Source organism: Myxosarcina sp. GI1(2024), assembly GCF_053543375.1.
The window spans coordinates 1,050,054-1,073,941 of the sequence record NZ_JBKGTY010000001.1 but is presented as its reverse complement, the minus strand read 5'-3'; the positions used below and the strand labels follow the sequence as shown (position 1 = coordinate 1,073,941).

The 23,888-nt window shown below is 41.8% G+C and carries 21 protein-coding genes and 2 pseudogenes; 14 read left to right on the top strand and 9 right to left on the bottom strand.

The genetic code is table 11. From position 1 onward, the window contains the following. Positions 1–64: 64 nt before the first annotated feature. Complete coding sequence (locus ACLFKQ_RS05130; protein ID WP_448998785.1) at positions 65–2,245, bottom strand: recombinase family protein; 2,181 nt, start codon at positions 2,243–2,245, stop codon at positions 65–67. A 105-nt stretch (positions 2,246–2,350) separates the two neighbouring features. Here ACLFKQ_RS05130 and ACLFKQ_RS05125 point away from each other — a divergent pair, with 105 nt between their 5' ends. Next, positions 2,351–3,736 (top strand): proton extrusion protein PcxA, encoded by a 1,386-nt coding sequence (locus tag ACLFKQ_RS05125; RefSeq protein WP_448998784.1) that lies wholly within the window; start codon positions 2,351–2,353, stop codon positions 3,734–3,736. A gap of 92 nt (positions 3,737–3,828) precedes the next feature. Here ACLFKQ_RS05125 and ACLFKQ_RS05120 read toward each other — a convergent pair whose 3' ends face one another. After that, a complete protein-coding gene (locus ACLFKQ_RS05120; protein ID WP_448998783.1) occupies positions 3,829–4,038 on the bottom strand; it encodes a hypothetical protein in 210 nt (69 codons plus the stop codon). Here ACLFKQ_RS05120 and ACLFKQ_RS05115 point away from each other — a divergent pair. Next, entirely contained in the window at positions 4,014–4,583 is a 570-nt protein-coding gene (locus tag ACLFKQ_RS05115; protein ID WP_448998782.1) for a DUF3611 family protein, read from the top strand. The genes ACLFKQ_RS05120 and ACLFKQ_RS05115 overlap by 25 nt on opposite strands. 80 nt (positions 4,584–4,663) lie before the next feature. Further along, a complete protein-coding gene (locus ACLFKQ_RS05110; protein ID WP_448998781.1) occupies positions 4,664–5,119 on the top strand; it encodes a PPC domain-containing protein in 456 nt (151 codons plus the stop codon). A 183-nt stretch (positions 5,120–5,302) separates the two neighbouring features. Here ACLFKQ_RS05110 and glgB read toward each other — a convergent pair whose 3' ends face one another. After that, the gene (glgB, locus tag ACLFKQ_RS05105; RefSeq protein ID WP_448998780.1) at positions 5,303–7,603 is read right to left on the bottom strand and encodes a 1,4-alpha-glucan branching enzyme; all 2,301 of its coding nucleotides are present in this window, start codon (positions 7,601–7,603) and stop codon (positions 5,303–5,305) included. A 276-nt stretch (positions 7,604–7,879) separates the two neighbouring features. Continuing rightward, a complete protein-coding gene (locus ACLFKQ_RS05100; protein WP_448998779.1) occupies positions 7,880–8,185 on the bottom strand; it encodes a hypothetical protein in 306 nt (101 codons plus the stop codon). Here ACLFKQ_RS05100 and ACLFKQ_RS05095 point away from each other — a divergent pair. The 3 genes from ACLFKQ_RS05095 to ACLFKQ_RS05085 all read left to right on the top strand — a co-directional run bounded on the left by ACLFKQ_RS05095 (position 8,177) and on the right by ACLFKQ_RS05085 (position 12,877). Further along, the gene (locus ACLFKQ_RS05095; protein WP_448998778.1) at positions 8,177–8,422 is read left to right on the top strand and encodes a hypothetical protein; all 246 of its coding nucleotides are present in this window, start codon (positions 8,177–8,179) and stop codon (positions 8,420–8,422) included. The two genes, ACLFKQ_RS05100 and ACLFKQ_RS05095, sit on opposite strands and share 9 nt — an antisense overlap. 96 nt (positions 8,423–8,518) lie before the next feature. Further along, positions 8,519–10,552: a thioredoxin domain-containing protein gene (locus ACLFKQ_RS05090; RefSeq protein ID WP_448999458.1), complete on the top strand. Its 2,034-nt coding sequence runs from the start codon at positions 8,519–8,521 to the stop codon at positions 10,550–10,552. An 822-nt stretch (positions 10,553–11,374) separates the two neighbouring features. Beyond that, positions 11,375–12,877 carry a DUF4214 domain-containing protein gene (locus tag ACLFKQ_RS05085; RefSeq protein ID WP_448998777.1) on the top strand — a complete coding sequence of 501 codons (1,503 nt, stop codon included), beginning with the start codon at positions 11,375–11,377 and terminating at the stop codon, positions 12,875–12,877. 395 nt (positions 12,878–13,272) lie between these two features. On the opposite strand, the gene ACLFKQ_RS05080 is transcribed toward ACLFKQ_RS05085, so the two are convergent. Further along, the gene (locus ACLFKQ_RS05080; RefSeq protein ID WP_448998776.1) at positions 13,273–14,025 is read right to left on the bottom strand and encodes a DUF1997 domain-containing protein; all 753 of its coding nucleotides are present in this window, start codon (positions 14,023–14,025) and stop codon (positions 13,273–13,275) included. 109 nt (positions 14,026–14,134) lie between these two features. Between ACLFKQ_RS05080 and ACLFKQ_RS05075 the strand changes: the two genes are divergently transcribed. The 5 genes from ACLFKQ_RS05075 to ACLFKQ_RS05055 all read left to right on the top strand — a co-directional run bounded on the left by ACLFKQ_RS05075 (position 14,135) and on the right by ACLFKQ_RS05055 (position 17,417). After that, the gene (locus ACLFKQ_RS05075; protein WP_448998775.1) at positions 14,135–14,794 is read left to right on the top strand and encodes an SDR family oxidoreductase; all 660 of its coding nucleotides are present in this window, start codon (positions 14,135–14,137) and stop codon (positions 14,792–14,794) included. Positions 14,795–14,879: 85 nt separating this feature from the next. Continuing rightward, positions 14,880–15,611 (top strand): glycoside hydrolase family 24 protein, encoded by a 732-nt coding sequence (locus ACLFKQ_RS05070; protein WP_448998774.1) that lies wholly within the window; start codon positions 14,880–14,882, stop codon positions 15,609–15,611. A gap of 133 nt (positions 15,612–15,744) precedes the next feature. Further along, positions 15,745–16,518 (top strand): sulfite exporter TauE/SafE family protein, encoded by a 774-nt coding sequence (locus tag ACLFKQ_RS05065; RefSeq protein ID WP_448999457.1) that lies wholly within the window; start codon positions 15,745–15,747, stop codon positions 16,516–16,518. 255 nt (positions 16,519–16,773) lie between these two features. Continuing rightward, a complete protein-coding gene (locus ACLFKQ_RS05060; RefSeq protein ID WP_448998773.1) occupies positions 16,774–17,028 on the top strand; it encodes a type II toxin-antitoxin system VapB family antitoxin in 255 nt (84 codons plus the stop codon). Continuing rightward, positions 17,028–17,417 carry a type II toxin-antitoxin system VapC family toxin gene (locus tag ACLFKQ_RS05055; protein ID WP_448998772.1) on the top strand — a complete coding sequence of 130 codons (390 nt, stop codon included), beginning with the start codon at positions 17,028–17,030 and terminating at the stop codon, positions 17,415–17,417. The genes ACLFKQ_RS05060 and ACLFKQ_RS05055 overlap by 1 nt, the downstream gene beginning before the upstream one ends. A gap of 46 nt (positions 17,418–17,463) precedes the next feature. Here ACLFKQ_RS05055 and ACLFKQ_RS05050 read toward each other — a convergent pair. The 4 genes and pseudogenes from ACLFKQ_RS05050 to ACLFKQ_RS05035 form a co-directional block, all read right to left on the bottom strand. Continuing rightward, positions 17,464–18,721 (bottom strand): annotated as a pseudogene (locus ACLFKQ_RS05050) (permease). Between the two features lie 142 nt (positions 18,722–18,863). Then, complete coding sequence (locus tag ACLFKQ_RS05045) at positions 18,864–19,271, bottom strand: four-helix bundle copper-binding protein (protein WP_448998771.1); 408 nt, start codon at positions 19,269–19,271, stop codon at positions 18,864–18,866. Positions 19,272–19,545: 274 nt separating this feature from the next. After that, positions 19,546–21,024, bottom strand: coding sequence for a multicopper oxidase family protein (locus ACLFKQ_RS05040; protein ID WP_448998770.1), 1,479 nt, complete (start codon positions 21,022–21,024; stop codon positions 19,546–19,548). A 29-nt stretch (positions 21,025–21,053) separates the two neighbouring features. Further along, positions 21,054–21,623, bottom strand: coding sequence for a DUF411 domain-containing protein (locus ACLFKQ_RS05035; protein WP_448998769.1), 570 nt, complete (start codon positions 21,621–21,623; stop codon positions 21,054–21,056). A 185-nt stretch (positions 21,624–21,808) separates the two neighbouring features. Between ACLFKQ_RS05035 and ACLFKQ_RS05030 the strand changes: the two genes are divergently transcribed. The 3 genes and pseudogenes from ACLFKQ_RS05030 to cysE form a co-directional block, all read left to right on the top strand. Continuing rightward, entirely contained in the window at positions 21,809–22,387 is a 579-nt protein-coding gene (locus tag ACLFKQ_RS05030) for a TetR/AcrR family transcriptional regulator (protein WP_448998768.1), read from the top strand. A gap of 47 nt (positions 22,388–22,434) precedes the next feature. Continuing rightward, the gene (locus ACLFKQ_RS05025; protein ID WP_448998767.1) at positions 22,435–23,214 is read left to right on the top strand and encodes an SDR family NAD(P)-dependent oxidoreductase; all 780 of its coding nucleotides are present in this window, start codon (positions 22,435–22,437) and stop codon (positions 23,212–23,214) included. Positions 23,215–23,333: 119 nt separating this feature from the next. Next, a pseudogene (gene cysE / locus ACLFKQ_RS05020) lies at positions 23,334–23,837 on the top strand (serine O-acetyltransferase); the annotation flags it as partial. Positions 23,838–23,888 lie beyond the last annotated feature (51 nt).

Here is a 23,888-nt window from a genome sequence, read left to right as displayed (position 1 = left end):
AAATTCTCGAGTGCTACTGAGTTAAGCTTTTAGCTAATTTTTGCGATCGGGGATCGCTAGGTTGTTACTTCCTACTTTCTACTTTTTCCTCAACATACTGTCTGGCTCCATGAACCAGAGGTAACAGTGCGCCCATTTGCTCCGTACCATTGACACCGAGATCGCTGTGACAGAGAAATACTCGTTCTTGGGCGCGACCCAAAACATCTTTAATAATTCGCTGCAAACGCTGTCGATCTAGTTCGTAATCGTCTTCTGGCATCCAAGTTCTTCCCGACCACTGCTTGAGAAATAGAGGAGCGGCGAATAGAGTAGCTGCCCCTCCCTGTTGCCAAAGAGGAGAACCTGCATCCAACCAAAATTGCCAGCGATGGGCGGTACGCAAAGAGCGATATTGAAAGACGGTGGCGAGGGTAACTGCACCAGTCTGGATTTGAAATTGACGTAGAGGACGGGGATTGGCGGTAATCGTGCCCCGTCGTAATAGCTGAATAAACTGAGCGACGGTGGCGGTTTGACTTTGAAAACTCGGTTCGTTTTGGCGCAGCCTGCGGTCTACTTCCCAAAAATGTTGGGCGGTTTCGATTAATTCTCGCAGCACTGCCAGACGCTCACGCCGATAATAGCTACCGCCAGCTAAAAAAGTGGCGATCGCTCGATCTAGTAAAACTGTCGGACTGAGAAATGTCTGTTCCTTTACCTGAGTTTGAGTTACCTCAATCCAATCGCTAATTTTTTGATAGGCAGTAGTAGCTTGATGTCCCAGACGATCCCAACGGGGAAAAGATTCTACAGAGGTTAACTGAGGCTGTCTGGGATCGGCACGATAGCAATAGTCGGCAATTAGTCCGGCTCTGACGGGATCGATCTGGGGATTTAGCTTATCTGTTTGAGGTTTCTGACTCAGAACCGTCAGCATTTCGGCGATCGCATTGCGGTTTACCATGCGTCCTAAATCTGGGTAGCATAAGGCGAGTAAAGTTAATAAAGCTCTGACTACGGGGGAACTAATTAGAGGACGCTGTTCGTTAAGCGGCGCGATCGCAATTTGCCGTTCTGCTAAAGTATTAATTAGGGTATAGCGAGCAATTTCGTCTAAACCAGGAGCGATAATGGCAATTTCTTCCAGTTTGACGAGGTTTTGTTCGACGGCTCGTCTAATTATCTCTGCGGTTTGGCTCAATAATTCGGCACGAGAAATAGTTTGTAACGATTGAATGGTATCTGGTACGGGAACTAAATATGCCTCTTCGGTAACTAACTCCACTGCGGTAGTGGCAAATCTTGCCGCCAAACTTTTATCTCGTACTGGTAGAGACTCTACCCGACAGCGTGTGGCTAAACCTTCTAAATATTCAGGATCGGCGTTTAGTCCCAGGCGAATTTTACCATCGGGGTTGTAAGTAAATATCCCCTTAGCACCCCGCCCCAACATCAACTCAAATAGGTCACGGGCGATCGCTGGGTAGTCATCTGTATCGTCAGCGAAAATCATTTGATAGCGGCGGAATAAATGATATTGATATTGAGGATTGGGAAGTAAATAACGCCAGTACAATTCGTAAATTAAACCATAACTTAATAAAGCTCGTTCTAAGCACCATTTGCGCCAAATCAGCAACAGTTCTCCCATTCTCTGCCAGAGCTGCGCTCGCTCTTCTGCGGCCATTTCCCTGGCATAATATCCTTGATGTAAGATCGAACTGATATCTTCAGTAGCTATTCCGCTTGCCCCCGCTAGCTGTAATAAATCTAGAGTTTGACGTACCAAACGATATTCGCTCTCGTATTGGCATAAAATTTCCCAATCAGGCTGTTGACGCCAAAGTTTAGTGGCTAATTCTTGTTCGGTTTCGGGGCGCAGTCGCAGCGGAAATTGGGCTTTAAGCTGTAGCTGCTCGAATAATAAAGGAAAAAATAACATGACTTCGTCGGCAATAAATCCCAGCGGAGTCTTGCATAACACGGGATAAGTGCCTTCAACGGCAAGGGAGAGGCGATCGTTTAACTCGCGGCGATTGTGGTTGTTAGCAGCAAAAACTAACGCTGTTGAAGCTAAATTGTTCGGGGCAAAAGCAGTCGCTTGTTTACGGCGAGCGATTAGCTGTTTTCTTACCCAGTAGCTAAACTCGCTGACGAGACGCGAAGTCTTTCCCGTACGAGTGGTTCCCGTAATCCAGAGAGACAAAATCGGCACAATATAAGTTTTTGGTAATTTGTTACTATACTTTCTACTTAGTATCATAAAAATTATTCTGAGATTGGCTGCGTCTTAGCAAGATAAAAAATCAAAAAAATAAGATAAAAAAATAATACTTATAGCTATCTATGTCCTTGTCCTTTATAAAAAATGAAATTTATCGATCTTATTAACCTGGGCAAAAACTGGTTATCTGCTACTCCCGAAAGATCTTTAGATGCAGCTTATCGAGCCGCGATTAAAATTAAGGCAATTGAAGATGACTACTTTAATGGTCAAATCGTGTCTGCTGAATCAGCTAATTATTCAGAAACTGTCGTTAAAGTTTTTCAAGCTGATGTCCAAAACTATCTCAACACGATAAAAATGAGATTGGCTGAGTTTAGAAGTAGTCGCTCTTTGAGAATTTTTTCTGATAATAAACCGATGAGTAACTCTACTCAGGTAGTTAATAGTAGAGGTATATTTAGCGAAAGCGAATCTTCGGTGATTAAGAAACTAAATTTTATCGATTCTGTAGTTTCCAAATATAAGACTCGCCCCTTCAAAGATAAAGATAAAAAAGTTACTTCACCGCCAGCTCAAGAAACCACTAAATTTCGACGTTTAAATACTACTAAATCAAATGGTAGTTATGCTATCGATCCAGGAGATCGCCTTTTTAAAGCAAAAAACGATCGAGTTAAAAGCGAGCGCAGCGAAGAAGACGCTAATCTCGAAACTATTACCGATAAAACTAGCGTGCTGCCGCGTTCTTTTATGCGAACTTTAAATCGTATCGGTAGAGAAATCGATCCTAAAGCAGAAAATACTGAAGAAGAAGTAATCAAAAAGTTTCGTCAGAGCCGCAATAAAACAGCAATTTCCATTCGGTTTTTGCTGATTTTAATTATCGTTCCCTTAATGACACATCAAATAACTAAGACTTTTGTTATTACTCCTCTCGTAGAACGATATTTTAATACTCACCAAGAGCAAACTTTGTTTATTAATTCCGACTTAGAAGAAGAAGCATTTATAGAGCTTCAACGTTACGAAGAAAAGCTGAATTTTGAAAGTTTGGTTGGAATCATTCCTCCCCTTACAGAATCGGAAAAAATTGTCAGAGTTCGGGAGAAAGCCGAAGAAATAGCCAGTGAATATCGCTATACCGGCATCAACGCCATCGGTAATATTTTTGCCGATTTTTGTTCTTTATTGGCTTTTACCGCAATCATTTATTTCTGTCAGCGAGAAATTGTGGTAATTAAATCTTTTATTGATGAAATTGCTTACGGTTTGAGTGATAGTGCTAAGGCTTTTTTGATCATTCTACTGACCGATATGTTTGTCGGTTATCATTCTCCTCATGGTTGGGAAGTAATTCTAGAAGGAATTGCCCGTCACTTAGGTTTGCCCGAAAACCGCGATTTTAATTTCTTATTTATTGCTACTTTTCCCGTGATTTTAGATACGGTTTTAAAATACTGGATCTTCCGTTATCTTAATCGCATTTCCCCATCTTCAGTGGCTACCTATAAAAATATGAATGAATAGTTGTCAAACTCAATCGCCGGCAACTCTTTATTTCGATAGAGCAAATAAGTCAAGCATTTTGATAGCATAATTGTAAATAAGCTTATGCCCTCTTATTTAGATAGAAATCGGGGTTTTAACCGTAACTGTCGCTCGAAGAGCTTGTAAGGTGTAGGTAAAGCGATCGCATTTAGCAATTTTAAAGTGAAGTAAAGAACTAAAAATACCTCACTGAATTGAGAGTGATTGAGATACCCTAAAGCGATCGCCGAAGTATAACTAAGATAAATATCGAACAATGCAGGATAAATTAAGCTCGCCATCGCCAGTACCAAAAAAACAAGAATTTGCCGATCGCTTTCGCTTGTTGGCTAGGATTAGCTATTGGATACATTTGTTATTAGGTGCGGTATCGGGCATCATTTTACTGTTAGTAATTTTTAGTCGCAGTTTTAGTGAAACTAACAGTGCAGTTATCGGTCTGAGCTTAGTTTTCTCTTTTTCCTCAATTATCTGTTTGGGGTTTAGAGTATATTGGGCGTTACGCTACTCTAGCTTAGCCAAGCGTCTACAGAGAAATAATCCTGGTTCCCATCCCAAACGTCAGGAAATTATTAAAGTGTTACGGTTGGGTTTGATTGTCAGCGCCACAGGAGTGTTATTGGCGTTTTTAGCCTCAGAAATTACCATTGCTGCTACTCTCGCCAAGGCGATCGCCAAACCTCAAGCAGTTGCAGTCTACGAACGGGAAAAAGTCGTCCGAACTTTAGATTTGCTGTTAATCTTCGCTAATGTCAATATCTTGGGAGCCCATTTTCTCGGCGGTGCTAGTTCTTTTGTATTATTCGACTGGATAACCAAGGAGTAAAGATCTCTTCAAGCTATATCTATATATAATAGATGGCATCAAACTAGCGCAGCCAAAATAAAAATTTCAGTATTTTTAGTATGACTAACAGGTTAACTTGTGGTTATCCCACTTTTTTAGTCGGAACTGTATTAGGTGCGATCGCCTTGTTTTCAGCACCAACTAAAGCCGAACCCAAACTTTACAGTCCTGTTACCATTAGTTCAGAACAAACTATTTCTGACGCTCTGACTGAGGAAGATATACCCACAGGAGAAGGTGGTTTTGCTCGCGATTATTTGGTTAGATTACAAAACGGCGACCAAATAGCCATCGACCTCACTTCAGATAATTTTGACACGATGGTGGTACTAATTGGTGCCGATGGAGCGAAGGTGGCAGAAAATGATGACGGTCCTGATGGTACTACTAATTCTTTGCTATTTTCGAGAATTACCGAAACGGGAAAATATATCGTTCGCGTCCGTGCTTTTGGCGAAACTAGTGGTGGTAAATTTAGGCTCAAGTTAACCCGTTTAAAACCCGCATCCAAATGAATGATATCTTAAATTCTTAAGTTGCTAGTAACGATCGCTCTGCTTGGGTTTTCAATACCGTCGTACTTGCAAAAGCCAAGTTAAGACCAGATTCTTTATGAGGGCGAATAGTTATTCGTCCTCGAATTAATTCTCCAGTCTAGAAGTAGAGATTTCAACCGAAGGGATCGTTCCTAGGCTTGACTATTCCGTATCGCCTTTGATGGCAGCGATGGTTTTGGGGCGATCGAGCTTGAGAAGCAGAACCCCCAAGGGAGGCAAACACAAATCTAGAGAGTAGGGCAGATTGTGAAAAGACCATTCATCAGTCCACTTGCCACCCAAATTACCCATATTGCTGCCGCCATAGGTTTTGGCATCGCTATTAAATAACTCGGTATAAAATCCCATTTCTGGTACGCCAATGCGGTAATGACTGTGAGGTTGGGGGGTAAAGTTGCAAACTGCAATCAAAAAATCGCTGGGGTCTTTACCGCGACGGATAAAAGCTACGACGCTATGACGATTATCGCTACAGTCAATCCATTCAAAACCAGCCTCCTCAAAATCTCTGGTATAGAGCGCGGGTTCGGTTTTATAGACCAAGTTGAGATCGCTAAAAAACTGTTTGAGTAATTTGTGGTTGTTATATTGCAGTAGATGCCATTCGAGATCCGCCCAGACATTCCACTCGCTCCACTGTCCAAATTCCATGCTCATGAACATGGTCTTTTTACCCGGATGAGCGAACATATAGGCAAACAAACAGCGAACGTTAGCAAACTTTTGCCATTCATCTCCGGGCATTTTACCGATGATATTGCTCTTACCGTGAACTACCTCATCGTGGGAAAGTGCCAACATATAGTTTTCGCTGTGATGATACCACATACTAAAAGTCAAATTATTCTGATGGAATTGGCGAAACCAAGGATCCATATGAAAATAATCCAGCATATCGTGCATCCAACCCATATTCCACTTGAGGTTAAAGCCCAAGCCGCCCGTATAGGTAGGCCAAGATACCATCGGCCAGGAAGTAGATTCTTCGGCGATCGATAATACTCCTGGAAAATAGCCAAAGAGCAAACTATTAACCTGACGTAAAAAATCCGCTGCTTCAATATTTTCTCTGCCGCCATATTGGTTGGCTACCCATTCCCCATCTTTACGGCAGTAGTCTAGGTAAAGCATAGAAGCCACGGCATCGACCCGAATCCCGTCGATATGATACTTATCAAACCAAAATAGAGCGTTGGCAACCAAAAAGTTTCTGACTTCGTTGCGACTGTAATTAAAAACTAAGGTGCCCCATTCCTTATGCTCTCCCTTACGGGGATCGGCGTGTTCGTAAAGATGAGTTCCGTCAAAGAAAGCCAGTCCGTGTCCATCTTTGGGAAAGTGACCCGGTACCCAATCGACAATAACCCCAATGTCGTTTTTATGACAGCGATCGATAAAGTACATTAAGTCTTCGGGATTGCCATAGCGAGAAGTAGGAGCATAATATCCCGTCACTTGATAACCCCAAGAACCGTCAAAGGGATGTTCGGCGATCGGTAGTAATTCGATGTGAGTGTAGCCTAATTCTTTAACATAGGGAATTAATTTATCTGCCAGTTCGTAGTAGCTCAAAAACCGCGCTTCGGTGTTCCACCCCGATATCGGTACTGATTCGGACTTACCCAATAGTAAATGGGTTTTTTCTCGGGCAGAAGCGTGAAGCCAAGAACCGAGGTGAACTTCATAAACTGAAATCGGTTGAGTTAGAGGATCGCTTTGTCGTCGTTTTTCCATCCATTCGGCATCATTCCACTGATAGATGTCTAAATCGGTAACTATTGAAGCAGTCTTAGGTCTAACTTCTTGCTGAAAGCCATAGGGATCGGATTTTTCATAAATATGTCCTTCCCAGTTTTTGACTTCGTATTTATAGCTCGTTCCGACAGTTAGTTCGGGAATAAACAATTCCCAGACTCCGTTACCTCTTTTGCGCATCTGGTTTTCTCTGCCATCCCACTGATTAAAATCACCGAGAATGGAAACGTTACGGGCGTTAGGTGCCCAAAGAGCGAAATAAACTCCTTTAACACCGTCTATTTCGATCGGATGTGCCCCGAGTTTTTCATAAATGCGATGGTGATTGCCTTCGGCGAATAAATGAATATCCAAATCGGTGAGTTTGGGAGAGCGAAAAGCATAAGGATCGTAAATCACTCGCTCGCGATCGCCAATTTTAATGCGCAACTGATAATTAGCTAGTTCGGAAGTCTGAATCGTGCAGACGAAGAAGTTAGGATGATGCTGTGGCTGCATCGGATACTCGGTTCTTTCTTCCGGACAAACTACCCAGGCGGCTTGGGCTTGGGGCAGATAAGCCCGTACTACCCAGCTTTGAACTTGACCGTTTTGTTCTAAAGGATGAGAACCTAAAATTTCAAAAGGATCGTGATGTAAATTGTTGACGATTCGAGCAACTTGTTCGGGAGCGATAACTGAAGTCATTTAAAATACCAATATTTACAAATGTATTCAAAAAAATAGAGCGGTTTGTAGACGTTCAAAGTCTTTGTGTACCCATACCTTAGCTATTTTCGAGTAGCAGCTAAAAATCATCTTGTTCAAAGAAGCAAATCGCAAAAGGTAAAAAGTTATTAATTAGTTTAAAAGATAATTAATTTGATTTTCATATGCCCCAGAAATTATATCTTCGATCGATCTCGGGTTATTTAAACCACGAATCTAAAACCTTCTAATTTTCTTCTCAGACAGTTCTTTGGGTTAATAAAATGGAATGAGGACTTTAAAAAATTTTCTGATTTGCAATAAAAAAATCAGCCGTTCAAGCTCAGAATTTAATTCTGGGGGGTAGGCTCTTTGAGCCAGCCTAGCCTCTAGTTCGGCATATTCAGCTGCACTTAAAGGTTTACCATCCAAGGGAGAGCGACCTTCTAAAATTATCTCAGTCCGCAAAATTTCTTCGGGAATATCTTCTGGGGGTGGTAATGCCTCAGCCGATTCGACGGCAAATTTCGCTACTATACATATAGTCAAACTAGTCAAAGCTAACGGTGAAAATTGTTTCATCTGGATAAGGGAGGTGCGAGCCGCATTTTGTCACGGGAAAAACGTCTAGAAATATTTAAAAAGCTACCATTAAGAGCACAATTAGCCACGATCGCTTCATCAAAAGCTAATGCCGTTCTGGCTAAAGATCCAGAATATATTGCTGATTTAGAACGAGTCCACGCAGAATCGCTAGCAACAGCTACTCCTGAAGCTTTAACAGCCTACCACAAAGCTCGAGAAATTCTTAATAGTTAGTTAACTGCTAGCCCAACTAAAGTAAAGCCTAACAACGAACACCTGGCTTTGGCGATCGCCAATTTAACTCCAACTATCTATCTATCTATATCTATTATGCCCAATCAGCTAAAAAATACTCAAAGTCTTTACCTCCGCAAACACGCCAATAATCCCATCAACTGGTGGTATTGGTGTGACGAGGCTTTGGAATTGGCAAAACGAGACAATAAGCCAATTTTTTTATCGATTGGTTACTCGAGCTGTCACTGGTGTACGGTAATGGAGGGGGAGGCATTTTCAGACGAAGCGATCGCCAACTATCTTAACGATAACTTTTTGCCCATTAAAGTAGACCGCGAAGAAAGACCAGATATCGATAGCATTTACATGCAGGCGTTACAGATGATGACTGGTCAAGGGGGTTGGCCACTTAACATCTTTTTAACTCCAGATAAGCTAGTTCCCTTCTATGGTGGTACCTATTTTCCGGTCGAACCCAAATACGGTCGTCCTGGTTTTTTAGAAATACTCCAAGCCATACGCCGCTTTTACGACCGAGAGCCAGAAAAGCTGGAAAACTTAACGGGAGAAATTTTAACTACACTCCAGCAGTCAGCGGACTTGCCTCAAGGAACGGGGAATTTTCTCACCGCAGACTTACTCAATCGTGGCATGGAAACCAATACCGCCGTCATCAGTCCTAACGATTTCGGTCGTCCCAGTTTTCCGATGATTCCCTATGCTGGCTTGGCATTACAGAATAGCCAACCAGAGAGAGATTCTGCTTATAATGCCCGAGAATTAACACGACAGAGAGGACTAGATTTAGTCTTAGGTGGTATTTTCGACCACGTAGGAGGTGGTTTTCATCGCTACACCGTCGATGCTACCTGGACTGTACCCCATTTTGAAAAGATGCTCTACGATAATGGGCAAATTTTAGAGTATTTAGCTAATTTATGGAGTAGCGGTACTCAAGAGCCAGCTATCGAGCGAGCGATCGCCCTAACGGTAGATTGGTTAAAGCGAGAAATGACCTCATCCCAAGGCTATTTTTATGCCGCTCAAGATGCCGATAGTTTTAACACTCCCGATGAGGCAGAACCAGAAGAAGGAGCGTTTTATGTCTGGAGTTATCAAGAGTTAACTACGTTGCTCTCGCCAGAAGAATTAGGACAGTTGCAGGCTGAATTTACCGTTACGCCCGAGGGAAATTTCGAAGGTAAAAATGTTCTTCAACGGTTGGAAGCAGGAGAATTTTCCGATACTCTACATACTGCTCTAGCCAAATTGTTTACCGCTCGCTACGGTCGAGCAGCCTCGGAAATTACCACTTTTCCCCCTGCCAAAAATAACCACGAAGCCAAAACCAACCAGTGGCAAGGGCGGATTCCTCCAGTTACCGATACCAAAATGATTGTCGCCTGGAATAGCTTGGTTATTTCCGGATTGGCTAGAGCTTATGGCGTTCTAAGAGAGCAAACTTATTTAGACCTAGCGATCGCGGCTGCTAATTTTATCTTGGATAATCAATGGCAAAACCGACGCTTATATCGTCTTAACTATGATGGAACCGCAAAGGTGCTGGCTCAATCCGAAGATTATGCCCTCTTAATCAAAGCTTTATTAGATTTACAGGCGGCTCTTCCAAAAGATGAGCGATGGCTGGAACGAGCGCTCGCCCTACAGCAAGAATTCGACCGACTGCTCTGGAGTGATGACGGTGGTTATTATAACAATGCCCCCGATAGCGATCGAGAATTACTAGTGCGCGAACGTAGCTATATAGATAATGCTACTCCTGCCGCCAACGGTACGGCGATCGCCAATCTCGTGCGTTTGGGGTTATTAACTGAAAATACTGACTACTTAAATCGAGCTGAAACAGCTTTGCAGGCTTTTAGCAATATTATGGAGCGATCGCCTCAAGCCTGTCCTAGTTTATTTGTTGCTTTAGATTGGTTACTTAACGGTACTATCGTTAAAACTACTTCAGAACAATTGAATAAATTAATCCCGAAGTTTTTTCCCTCCACAGTTTATCGTCTAGAACCTAATTTGCCTGAGGGTGCAATTGGTTTAGTCTGCCGTGGTCTATCGTGTCTCGAACCGGCACAAACTGAACAGCAGCTATTGAACCAAATCTAAATTAGGTATTTTTGTATAAAGTTTTGTCTAATTCGAGCAATGAAGTTCTGAGATAGAGCTGGGTCTGGGTGTTTAGACCCCCTAGGTTCCAAGGTACTTCCCACCAATTTTTGGTTTTAAGCTAAATTTAGGAAATTTTTGCTGGTCAAAAAGCCAATATAGTTAGATCTACTTCTTGCATAAATCATTAATAATAACCCTACAGAGTCTTGAATGTGTCATGAAAGGTGTAGGATTTTCTGTTGATGGTGCCAAATACACCGCCATATAGCTTGGCGAGTTCAAACCAAGCAAAGGTCAGAGAGAGAGCGTGTTTGGCGTTCGAAAATCGGTTTTGGTATCATTCAGTTTTGGTATCATTCAATTGGTTCGCTGTTGAGATAAAATCAATCAACAATTAAGCCAGCGATAGATAAAGACTATTATCGCTGACCGCTTATAGAAACCGTCGTTGCGCGGCAGAGTACCATTCCCTTTAGATTTACTTTACAAAAAGTTGCTTAAATCTTCAATAAAAAACGCTATATATAAATTTTTCATGAATAAATAATTGAAAATTTGTCAGTATTTGCTTAAGGATTTTGAGCGTTACTTATTAGGGGTAAATACTGAGTTTCTGTAATTATAAATAGTATTTTTAGTAAATTAATGTTTTTGTGAAATTATCAAAATCAACTTGTATTTTGTCTATTTTGGTTTAAATTAAAAGTAATACACGATCGCAAAAATTCATTAATTACGATCTGATATAAAAACTAAACTCAAACTTATTTTTGAGCAATAAAATTATTATTTTTTAGCTATATATTTAGAATTATCGTTATGTCTTTCGATATTAAATTTGATTATCGGTTTGACAACCTAGGTTTTTTTACTCCTCAAAGGAAAACTGTACTAGAAGCAGCAGCAAAGGTGTGGAGTAGCTATATCAATGACGAATTTCCCGATATAACTATTAAAGAACCTCTTCAGGTACCAATAGCTTCTGTTACCGAACAGACCATTCCCGAAAAAACCAATACTCAGAGATTACTGAGCGGTGAAACAACAGATTCCACTCTGACTGTCCAAGAATTACATTCCGTAAAATGCAGTTGTCCTCAATGTTGTTTAAATATCGTTTCCAAGGGAACGAGTTCTTATTTTAATATTCAAACTTCCGGTAAAACTGTCGTTCTCGAAGAACCCATCGACGAGCTGCTGATCTTTGCCTACTCCTTAGAGTTACCGGAAGGAGCAACCACATTGGGTAATGCTGGTCCTTTTGGCAGTTATATCATCGGTAGCGATTTAGACAAACGTTACAATGGTGATGATTTTCAACCTTGGCTCGGTACGGTTTTTTTCAATCACAATGCCGACTTTTATTTCGATTCTACTCCTCTAACAGATGACGTTCCTGACGGGCAAAGTGATTTTTTTAGCGTCGCCCTACACGAAATCGGACATATCTTAGGCATTGGTTCCGCTCCTATTTTCCAGCGTTTGACTGACGAAGAAAATCAGGAATTTAAAGGCGATCGCAGCATGGCACTCAATGGGGGCAATCCAATACCTCTCCATGACGACTTAAGCCATATTCATAGCGACTCCGATATTGAGGCTTCACTAGAGCCTACATCTACTAGAGGAGAAAAAACCTTACTTAGCGAGCTAGATATCGCTTTATTAGAGGATATCGGTTATGAAACCAATTCGGTAACTCAAACTTCATCAGATACTGATAGCCTTGTTTCTTCTACCAGCTTGACTTTAACTGGAGGCACGGCACAAATTGCTTATGTGGCTTATTATGGAAGACCAGCAGATAAGTCTGGACTAAATTACTGGAATGAGGTTTTAACTAACAATCAAGTCGATTATGCGCCTCGAGAGGGCGATAGTTTATCGGGACAGGCACGACAAATCTACGATGATATTGTCAATCAGTTCGGCGCCTCAGCAGAGGCAGAACGACTCTTTGGAGAATTTGACAACAATCGGGAAAAAATAAATCAAGTATATCAATTTGCTTTTAACCGCAACGGAGATGAAGAAGGGTTAGACTTTTGGGCGGAACAGATTGACAAAGGTAACGTTACACTCGCTACTTTTGCTCTAGAAGTTGCTTTAGGTGCCCGAAATGATGATATTGTCGTACTGAATAATAAAATTGAGAGCGCCGATTTATTTACCAACGCTATTGATACCCAAGCCGAAATGGAGGCTTATCAGGGTTCTTTTGGGGAAACCTTTGGTCGGACATGGCTCAGTCAATATGGTTCGACCATTATTTCTCAACATACAGCAGATCTCGCTTTGAGCGATTTGACTGGCAGCATGTAACCAAAAAATCTACAGAGAATAACTCGTTGCTTTTTAAATTACCGTTTGCCGATAATAGGGCACGGTTTAGATCCAACCATAGCAGTAGTTTAAATTATTCAATTAGTGCGGGGTTTCTGCGAAATATTATGAAACCTAGAGCCACTATCCAATCTACTGCTTGAGAATTGTGGTTTGTGATTTATTGTCGATCTCCTCTTTTCTTAAAAGTAGGCAGAATGAAAACAGGACTTAAGCACTTCAGCACTGTAAACCTTGATTTACCGTTACTATCTCGCTGCTCAAACAACGAAATTTCATTCAACTACGTAAGTCCTGGAAAATTTAACTTACGAATAACCCCTACATTCAAACTGGTTTATTCTTATTTTAAGTCTTCCGTAAATACATGAAAATTAAGAACGACTATTGTCTCGAGCAGTATTATTTTGAACGAGATTAATCTGCTCGAATTTAATACTGCTTTTTGGTGGAACGGGTAGAAAAAGACGAGTATGAAAATCTTGCTGCACTTTGTGAGTCAACCGAGGAGATACCTGGCGTACTATTTGTGCTAGCAGACGATCGCCTGTCGCTTCAATTAAACTTGGTGAAAATTTGCTAATAAACTTGGGAAAATCCACCTTGACGGTAAGGCTGAGAGTCCAGTTTACTTTAGTGCTTGTTGCCGGAAGCGCGATACGTTTTTTGGCAAAACTTGCTTTTAATCTTTCATCGCACTCGAGATCGCTCGCCATTAGTTCCATAGAAGCCTGAAAATTAACCTCGTAACCAAGAGGATCGCGATCGTAAATTGGAATCGTATGCATATGATAAACTCTGTCTATTGGAGGTTCCAAGACTACCGCAATTTTTGGTTCTACCTGATAACCCAAAGAATTAAATCGTTCAATAACGAGAATGTAGCCATTATTGCCTAATGGTTCGACTTTCATCGGTCGAGCGCAGCGACAAAACCAACCTTCATGGGCATTTAAATAATCTGCTACCGTATCCACATCGCTATACATATCCATGCAGCCTATAAAACCAGCTCGAAACAAAAATGAGCGTCGTTTTGAAGAGGATTTATCGTCAGACAATGAAGTTAAGTTTTGGCTAGAATTTTTTAACACTTCATCTTGTCGATTGATAATTTCAGACTGCATAGTAGTTCCAGATTATTAATTGACGATTTTTTATACTGCTAAATTCTTTACAATAAGAATGTTAACTATTAGCTAAACACTTTTTGGCTTGAAAGAGTGTGATTTAAATATGCGAGCATTAGTTGTAGGAGCTACGGGACAAACAGGGCGGCACATTGTTAGGGAATTAGTAAATAAAAACATCCCAGTACGTGCGTTAGTTAGAAATTTAGAGAAAGCCAGAGAAATACTGCCTCCAGAAAGCGAGTCAGTAGTAGGCGATGTATTAAAGCCAGAAACAATCGATCGGGCTCTTAACGATTGTAGCGTTTTGCTTTGTGCTACTGGTGCTAGTCCCAGTCTCGATCCTACTGGTCCCTATAAAATTGACTACCAGGGAACTAAAAATCTCATCGATGCGGCAAAAGCCCATCAGATCGAACATTTTGTCATCGTTTCTTCTATCTGCGCTTCGAAGTTTTTTCATCCCCTCAATTTATTCTGGCTGGTTTTATATTGGAAAAAACAGGCTGAAGAATACCTTCAAAACAGTGGTTTGAATTATACGATCGTGCGTCCTGGTGGGCTCAAAAATGAAGATAATTCTGACAATATCGTGATGACGGGTGCGGATAATCTATTCGATGGCAGCATTCCTCGTCCTAAAGTTGCTAAGGTATGTGTCGAGGCTTTAGAGCAACCCGCAGCCCAATCTAAGATAGTAGAGGTTATAGCTAAACCAGAAGCTGAAGCTAAATCTTGGGAACAACTGTTCGCCAATGCTGCTTAAATTTATCCATTTTTTAATTATTGATTAGCACGAACCGTTTTTCATCTATTAGCGATCGCTTTGCCAAACTAATCAACCTGGGACAATGCAGCCAAAAACTCAGAAAATTAATTTTACTAGCAAGATTGTTTGGACAATTTGTGCGCTCTTAATCTTGTTTGGTCTAAGAAATTTCAGCGTCCAGCAGATACGAGATACTTTAGACAATTCTGCCGATCTCATCTCTAAAATAGGAAATGTTGAGCGGTCGCGATCGCCCTATACACCTCAAGATTATCCTCCCAGACTTTACGGTACTCAACCGCTGGTGATGGAGGGAGGCGATCCTTATATTAGAGCTTTGATGCGAACTATTACTGCCAGCGAGTCCAATGTTGCTCGACCTTACAATGTCATCTATGGCGGACAGCTAGTTGAAGATTTGAGCGAACATCCCGAAATTTGCGTTCCCATTGTTGCTGGACCGAATGTCGGCAAATGTAGCACTGCTGCAGGACGCTATCAAATGCTCGATTTTACCTGGGAAAACCAAGCCAAACGCTACCATCCTCGACCTTCTGGTTTGTGGTGGTGGAGAAGCTTTAGTTTCGCTGCCGAATATCAAGATGTAGTAGTTCATGATTGGTTGAGCGATCGCCGAGCTTGGAATGCCGATATTCCCCAACTGTTGCGACAGGGAAAAACCTACCGAGTATTGCGCTTGCTTTCTGGTACCTGGACTAGTCTGGGATACGGGATCGAAACTAATTCTATGAGCCAATATTTGCCTCAAATCTATCAAAATATGTTGCGAGAAGAATTGAATAGCAACACTTGAATTCGAGGGAAACGGAAAAGTGCTGACATAACTTTCAGAAGAACCAATCGGCTTTTGACGCTAGTATAACTGAGAGGCGATCGATAAGCCTGGTTCTGTTCGCTCTTTTTTGTTTTTTATATATGCGATCGCCATGTTCGAGAATTTACCAATTTTAATTGGTTTGGGGATATTTTCGGGACTGCTAGCAGGTCTTTTTGGTATTGGTGGCGGTACGGTTCTAGTACCGATTATTAAAACTTTGGGCTATTCTCCCGTGCAAGCAGTAGCAACTAGTAGCTTGGCAATTATCATGACTTCCGCTTCTGGCACTTTCCAAAATTGGCGGATGGGTAAACTCAATTTACGTCGAGTCATCTTACTCGCCTTGCCTTCTTTGCTTACCGCTCAACTAGGGGTGTGGTTGGCTAGTTCGATTCCGCCATACGTGCTACTGACGGCATTTGCTTGTTTTTTGATTCTCAATATCTTTTTATCTCGAATGCGTAAAGTGGCGATCGCAGAAAGTGGCGATCGCTCTAGAAAATTAAATCCAGCTTTAGCGAGAATCCTTACTGGGGGTACCTCTGGCGTACTTGCAGGTTTGTTCGGTATTGGTGGCGGCGTAATTTTAGTTCCCTTACAAATAGTGTTGTTAGGAGAAAAGATTAAAGCTGCCATCCAAACTAGTTTGGCGGTAATCGTACTCACTTCAATTTCTGCTACTATCGGACACGCCAGTCGAGGTAATATTTTGTGGTTTGAAGGTATCGTCTTGGGTATAGGAGGCTTAATTGGGGCACAGGTTAGTTCCAGATTTTTACCCAGACTGCCCGATAAATGGGTAACGATAAGTTTTAACTGTTTGTTAGGGCTACTTTCGATTTATGTTTTTTATCAAGGGTACAATAGTTATACCTCGAGCTAGAGCGATCGCCAAAAATTTTCTACTATTATTAAGACTTTTTTCCCGACCGTATTTCAAGTGGAATGATATGTACAATACTTTCAATGGGATTATCCATACCGTAAAAAAATACCAGTATTGAAACAATTCTTTTCAACTCTGCTATCTCTGAGTTGCTGTATTTTTACTCAGGCGATCGCCGTTAACTAGCGAAAATTTAGCTCGATTTTTTAGTATATTTTCTATAATCTAGAAAAAAAGGTTTAAGGTAGAAAAATGGTTCTTAGCATCAAAGACAGCAAAACCGATGCCCTCGTCCGTCAGCTAGCTGCGTTAACTGGCGAATCTATTACAGAAGCCGTCTTCCAATCGGTTAAAGAACGGCTAGAGCGTCTGAAAACCAAAAATTCCGCCTATTCTCTGGCTGAAGAACTCGATGCCATTGCCCAGCGTTGTGCTTCTCTTCCCGTACGAGATTCCCGCTCACCAGAAGAGCTAATCGGCTATGACGAACACGGATTACCCCAGTAATGGTGATTGATTCTTCAGCACTAATAACGATTTTGTGCGATGAACCAGAACGATATGATTTCAATCGCAAGATTGAAGCTGATTTCTGCCGTCTTGTTTCCACTGCTTCGGTTCTCGAAACCAGTATCGTCTTGGAAAACCGCTACGGAGAAGAAGCGTACCGAGAACTTGACTTTTTTCTACTCAAAGCGACAATCGAGAGCCGCCCTTTTGATACCGAGCAATTGGAGATCGCTCGCCGCGCTTATCGGCAATACGGCAAAGGACGACATCCGGCTAGCCTCAACTACGGAGACTGCTTTTCCTATGCCCTAGCCAAGCAAACTGGAGAACCTTTATTGTTTAAAGGTAACGACTTTTCTCAAACCGATATTGAGTGCTGCCAATGAATTCTTTTAAGTGTATCAGGGAAGCTTGGAAGCGATCGCGCATTTTTTAACGAATCAAAGAAACGATTAAACCACCTGCCAACCAGATAGCCAACCAGATATAAGAAAGAATTGCCAAATAAAATAAAACTCGTTCGACGATGCCTTTATCGCCTCCATGATGGTGGTGATGTTGATGTTGCTGCTCTTTATCGCCACCAAAACGCAACCAAGTCAAAATTCCAGTTATGACTAAGAAAACTAGATTCAGCCAAAAAGTATAGTTAATCGCGAAACGCTGGGTTTGCGCCACACTTTGTCCGCCACTGGTTTGCGGTAACAAGCCGAATACAGCAAATCCTCCGTAGTGCAAGATAATTGCAGTTGCGATTAATGCTGCTAAAAAGACACCCAGAATATATAGTGCCAGTTTCCAACCGTAGTATTTAGCATTAAGACGAATTACAGGAAAGACTACTAGATCGCTAAAAATAAACGCCATTACTCCTGCAAAGCTAACGCCGTTACTGTAAAGAATAGAGGCAAGAGGAATGTTACCCATCGAACCGATAAAGGTCAAAAAATCAGCGGCAGGACCGATAATAGTATGTTCTAAAATCGCCAAAAAACCTGGATTGCTATTTTGTCCCGAACCGATGAACAAGGTTTGAAAAAAAGCTGGGGGAACGAAGGCTGCAATAACTCCGGCAATGGTAAAGCCGAAAGTAACATCTTTCCACACCATACCCCATTCCATGAAATAACGGCGTGCTACTTTTTGCCATGCCTGTTTGGTAGTGATTCTCTCTTGCCAGTCGGGAAGATCTTCACTGTTTTGCTCTTCTCCTTCCTTTTCATTCAATCTTCTACGAACCTTTCTAATTAATTCTTTGGGACGAGTAAAACGCACGATCTGCCAGGACAGAACAATCAGTAATATGCCACCTATGTATTCACCAACAACGAATTGCCAATCCAAAAAGATAGCGATAATAAAGCCAAGTTCGATTACTAAATTGGTCGAAGCCAGTAGAAAAGCCAGAGAAGGAACGAACCCCGCACCTTTTTTAAATAAAGATTTAGTAGTAGCAAGTGCCGCAAAGCTACAGGAACTAGAGATAAAGCCAAAGAAAGAATGTACCCAAAGCAATACTTTTTTTGCCAGCTTCTCCCATCGTCCGTTGCATGCGATCGCGAGTGACAAAGACTTGAATCGCGCTACTGATAATATAGCCGAGAATAAATGCCCATAATGCTTTCCAGAAAAAGCTGAGAGTAGTTAGAACTGCTTCGCTGTAGCTACTTAAAAATCCGCTATCATTCATAGACGTGAACTAAATTAATTACAAGTAAAAATTTTTATAGATGACTCCGTGACTCAAGGTAAGGGAGATGCCACGCAACTGTTGATTCACTAGTTTATTAAGCTTTATCTCAAACCTTTGAATTTTAAGAGAAATCTTCGGGCTACTTTGTAGCCCAACAGTTATTAGCAATCTTAATTTTATGCTGCTGCCATCTGACGACACGCTTAGGCACGACGACGACAAGATTCCGCGCAGCGTTGGCAATGGTCGTTATCGTTTTTGCTACACTCAGCAGCACAGCGATTACGCTCCGCGTAGCCTTTGGTTCGCAAGCTTCGGCATTAATTCCATACACTTGAGCGTGAATACCCGACTGACGCATCAGAAAGCGAGCGCAAAGAGCGCAAGTATCGGTGCAATCACGGCATAATTTGATACACTCAGACATCTTTTGCACCATATCACTGTTCGAGCAGGCAGTGGCGCAGTTTTCACAGTCTTTTAGGCAATTTAGACAAGCCTGAATGCAAAAATCTAAATTGGAAGATTGAGCTTGAGTAGCAGTCATAATTTTACTGTCCCAATAATAAATTAGAGCGGTTTCAATTATTTAATTGCTATCACCTTATGAATTTCTAAAGTGCAATTTCATCCAACCAAAGAAATAGTTTTAATTGCTAATTATTATCACTGACAAATTTCTTTAAATTTGATTTTTATTAAACGCTAACATTTCAATTACAATGCTTAATAAAACTTCGCAATCCTTGGTCGGTATGTATATGCTTAATTTGACAATTTATTTATTAATAAAAAACTCAAGCTTTTTCTCACTATAAAATTTAGGCTCGAGCTTCAATTTCTAAATTACCCATCATGCCCAAATCTTCATGGTCGAGTATGTGACAGTGATAAACAGTTAGCCCTTCAAAATCACGGAAGGAAATGCGAATCCGAACGGTTTCGCCTCTAGGAACTAATACCGTATCTCTCCAAGCGAGTAAAGTTTCTGGTTGTCCGTTACGACTGATAATTTGAAAAGCATTATTGTGAAGGTGGAAAGGATGATCCATCACTCCGGTATTGATAATTTCCCAGTCTTCTACGGTATTCAGTTTGACTTTCGTATCGAGGTGATCGCGATTGTATGGTTGTCCGTTAATTAAAAATGCCATTCCTACAGCCGGATTCATACCATGATTGAGTTCAAAACGTCTCACGGTTTGGGGTTCTGGTAATGGAGAAATGGAATTTAGCTTAGTTGGTAAAGATAGAGTGGAATCTGCAGCAGATTCATAACTTATGGTGGCTAAAGCTGTAGGGCGATCGCGATCTCTATTACCCATCATGCCTCTGCCTTGCATCATACCGCCACCCATCATGCCCATACTGCCTCGGTCATAAGGTAAATTAAGCAAGCGGTATTGTCCTGGTTGTTTATCTCCTCTCACCAAAACTTCAGTTCTTTGTCCGGGAGTAAGCAGTAATTCGTTTATTTCTATTGGTTGGTTTAACGCTACTCCATCAGTGCCAATTTGATAAAAAGAATGATTTTCTAGTGAAAGGCGATAAAAACGGGAAGGAGAAGCATTGAGAATTCTCAACCGTAGTAATCCTTTTGCTAATAAGGCAACAGTAGGATTGACTTGTCCGTTAACTGTAATTACATCTCCTTCTCTCCCTGCCATTAAAGACATATGCATCGAACTCATTGGTCTGCCATCATTATCTAAGGCAAAGTCTTGCAACACTAAAAATTCTTCTCGTGCCGCTTTTATTTCAGGAATTTCGTCTAACTCACCGCGCACGACAAACAAACCTGCCAATCCGCCAAATAACTGTTCTGCTACCACACCATGCAAATGGGGATGATACCAAAAAGTTCCCGATGGATGATTGGGAGGAATTTGAAATTCGTAGGTGAGTTTTTTGCCTGGTTCAATTTTGAGGAAGACATTATCCGCATTACCTGTAATTGGAATATGTAGTCCGTGATAGTGAATATTAGTGGGTTGAGCCAGATTATTGGTAAAGTGAATGCTAACCAGATCTCCTGGTCTGGCTTCTAAACGTGGTGCGGGAACTCGTCCGTTGTAGGTTAAGAGATATGCCTGTTTTCCACCTAGATCGATCGCCTGTTCCCTAGCTTCTAGATTTAGTTCTAATAATCCGTTGTTGCTTTGGTGTAGAGTAGCTGGATTCGCTGATGTCTGTAATCTCTGACTAAACTCAGTTTTGCCTGATAAGCGATCGCTCAATAAAACTGTTCCCGCACTAGCAGCACCTAAAAAGACAAACTGACGACGGTTAATTCTAACCATGATTTATTCTAATCAAAAACTATTTTATACTAATAAGCCCGATATTCTTTAAATACTTTGACTTTACCTCGATCGTTAAACGACAATACTTGAAATGGTTGTTTTCTGTCTCCCGCTTCCATTCCTGGCGATCCCAGTGGCATTCCAGGTACGGCTAAACCTGCTGCATCGGGTTTTGAAGCGAGAAAACGTTTGATGTCATCGGCAGGGATATGTCCTTCCATGACGTAGCCATCAATAATCGTCGTGTGACATGATGCTAGCTCTGGAGGCACGCCGTATTTTTGCTTGAGTGCTTCCATGTTCTGCGTCTTAATATCTGTAACTTGAAAACCGTGTTGTTTGGCGTGTTCGATCCACACTCTACAGCAACCACAGTTGGGACTTCGATATACTGCCATCTCTAATGTTCCCGCATAATCTGGCTCGGTTTCGCCTTCCCAAACGCTGGCGAGAGCAACTCCGCGATCGCGATTGGATAGTTTTGAACTATAATTACTAGCATCACTTTGGGCAGAAGAAGAAACTGTTCCCAACGCTCCTGCTACAGCAATACCTGCGATCGCGAGCAGCAACCATTTGATAAAAGCTTTCGACATCAATTCAACCTTGAAGTAATTTTTTACCCAAACAGATATCTATCTTAAACTCTCTAGTCAGCTAGAGAGTCAACTCGAAGATTGACGTTTATTTTTGGTTTGGCGATCGCCTTCCTCAAGTAGATCTCGATAATTACTCTTTAACTTGCTTGACAATTTTGTCTACCTACTAGTAGAATAAAACCATGAACTCAAGCAATACTCAAACTCAAATTCTCGATGCAGCTCAGGAACTGATTCAACGAGTAGGGCTAAACGCCATGAGCTACGCTGACATCAGTAAAGCCGTCGGTATTCGTAAAGCCAGCATTCACTATTACTTTCCTGCGAAAGAGAACTTGGTCGTGGCTTTGCTCGATCGCTATAGTGTTTGTTTTTTCAGGCTAGTAGATTCAATTTTAGAATCTTCTGAATCTTCTGAAGTAAAATTACGTCACTACTGCGGTTTATTTGCTGCCACTCTCGGTAGTGGAGAGAAAGATAAAGCTTGTCTGTGCGGAATGTTAGGGGCAGAATTTAAAACTCTAAGTTCTACGTCAATCGCTCGGCTGACTCAGTTTTATCAAGACAATCGAGTTCGTTTGGTAAAACTACTAGAGCAAGGACAACAGGCGGGAGAGTTTGAGTTTCTCGGTCAAGTAGATGCGATGGCGGATCTCATCTTCTCCTCTTTAGAAGGAGGACTGTTAATTGCTAGATCCGATGGCGGCGAAGCTCAGTTTCAAAATCTGGTCGAGCAATTGATATTAGCAGTCAAGGGATAATTTTTTTTGTTGTTTACCTACCTACTAATAGATAAAGAAAGAGTTGTATGATGGAATTTCAAGAAAAAGTCGTAGTAATCACTGGTGGCGGCACGGGAATTGGAAAAGAAGCCGCAAGAACTTTCTTAAATCGCGGAGCCAAAGTAGTTATCAACGGTCGTCGTCAAGAAGTTTTAGAAGCAACAGCCCAAGAACTCGATCCCTCTGGACACAACTTAGCCACAGTATCGGGAGATATCGCTCGGCTGGTAACCGCTCAAAACATAGTCAACACTGCTGCCGATCGCTTTGGTGGCGTAGATATTTTAATTAACAACGTAGGGATATTTAAACCCACTCCCTTTCTCGAACATACAGAAGCAGACTTCGATCGCTACATCGACGTTATTCTCAAAGGAACGTTTCTCATGACCCAAACGGCAGTTCCAGAGATGGTTCAGCGTGGCAAAGGTGCAATCGTCAAAGTCGGATCGATGTGGGCAACTCAGGCAATTGGGGCTACTCCATCGAGTGCTTACTCGGCAGCCAAAGCCGGAGTTCATACTTTAACCCGCAATTGGGCGATCGAACTAGCCTCCGAAAATATTCGCGTTAATACCGTCGCCCCTGCGGTAGTTGAGACTCCAGTTTACGGAACATTTATGTCTTCCGAACAGATAGAAGAAGTACTGCCAACATTTAACAGCTTTCATCCACTAGGACGCAACGGACAGCCAGCAGACGTGGTAGAAGCAATTCTCTATCTAGCAAGCGATCGCGCTAGTTGGATTACGGGGGCAATTCTGCCAGTAGACGGCGGAGTAACTGCAGGTCGTCAAGCTGCTTAAAGATTTCGATAGACAAAATATTCGATCCTTAAACTTGAGGTTTTTTGGTTATGACTTTTGACAGTAGATTACCCAACCTTACCAGTATTTACCGCAATCGCTGGACTGAACTTAAAGAGATTTGTAAGACAATTTTTGAAGATTATGCGATCGCTTTCAAACGCGATCCTGCCGCTCGTAACTGGTTAGAAGTATTGCTTTGTTATCCAGGCGTTCAAGCCATACTTACTTATCGTTTGGCTCACTGGTTACATGAGTTAAATATTCCTTTTTTCCCTCGTTTTCTCTCTCACATCGCCCGCATTTTTACTGGAATCGAAATTCATCCAGGGGCAAAGATCGGTCGCAGAGTCTTTATCGACCACGGTATGGCAGTAGTCATCGGCGAAACCGCAGTAATGGGCAATAACTGTGTACTCTATCAGAGCGTAACTTTAGGCGGAACGGGAAAAGAAAGTGGCAAACGCCATCCCACTTTAGGATGTAACGTTACTGTGGGTGCTGGTGCGAAGATTCTCGGCAATGTCAACATCGGCAGTAATGTCCGCGTCGGCGCTGGTGCAGTGGTTCTAAAAGATGTACCGGCAAATTCTACGGTGGTCGGCATTCCCAGTCACATTGTCTCTCAAAGAGATGAAGCCTACGAATGCGATTAAACCTCATGTAAGACGAAG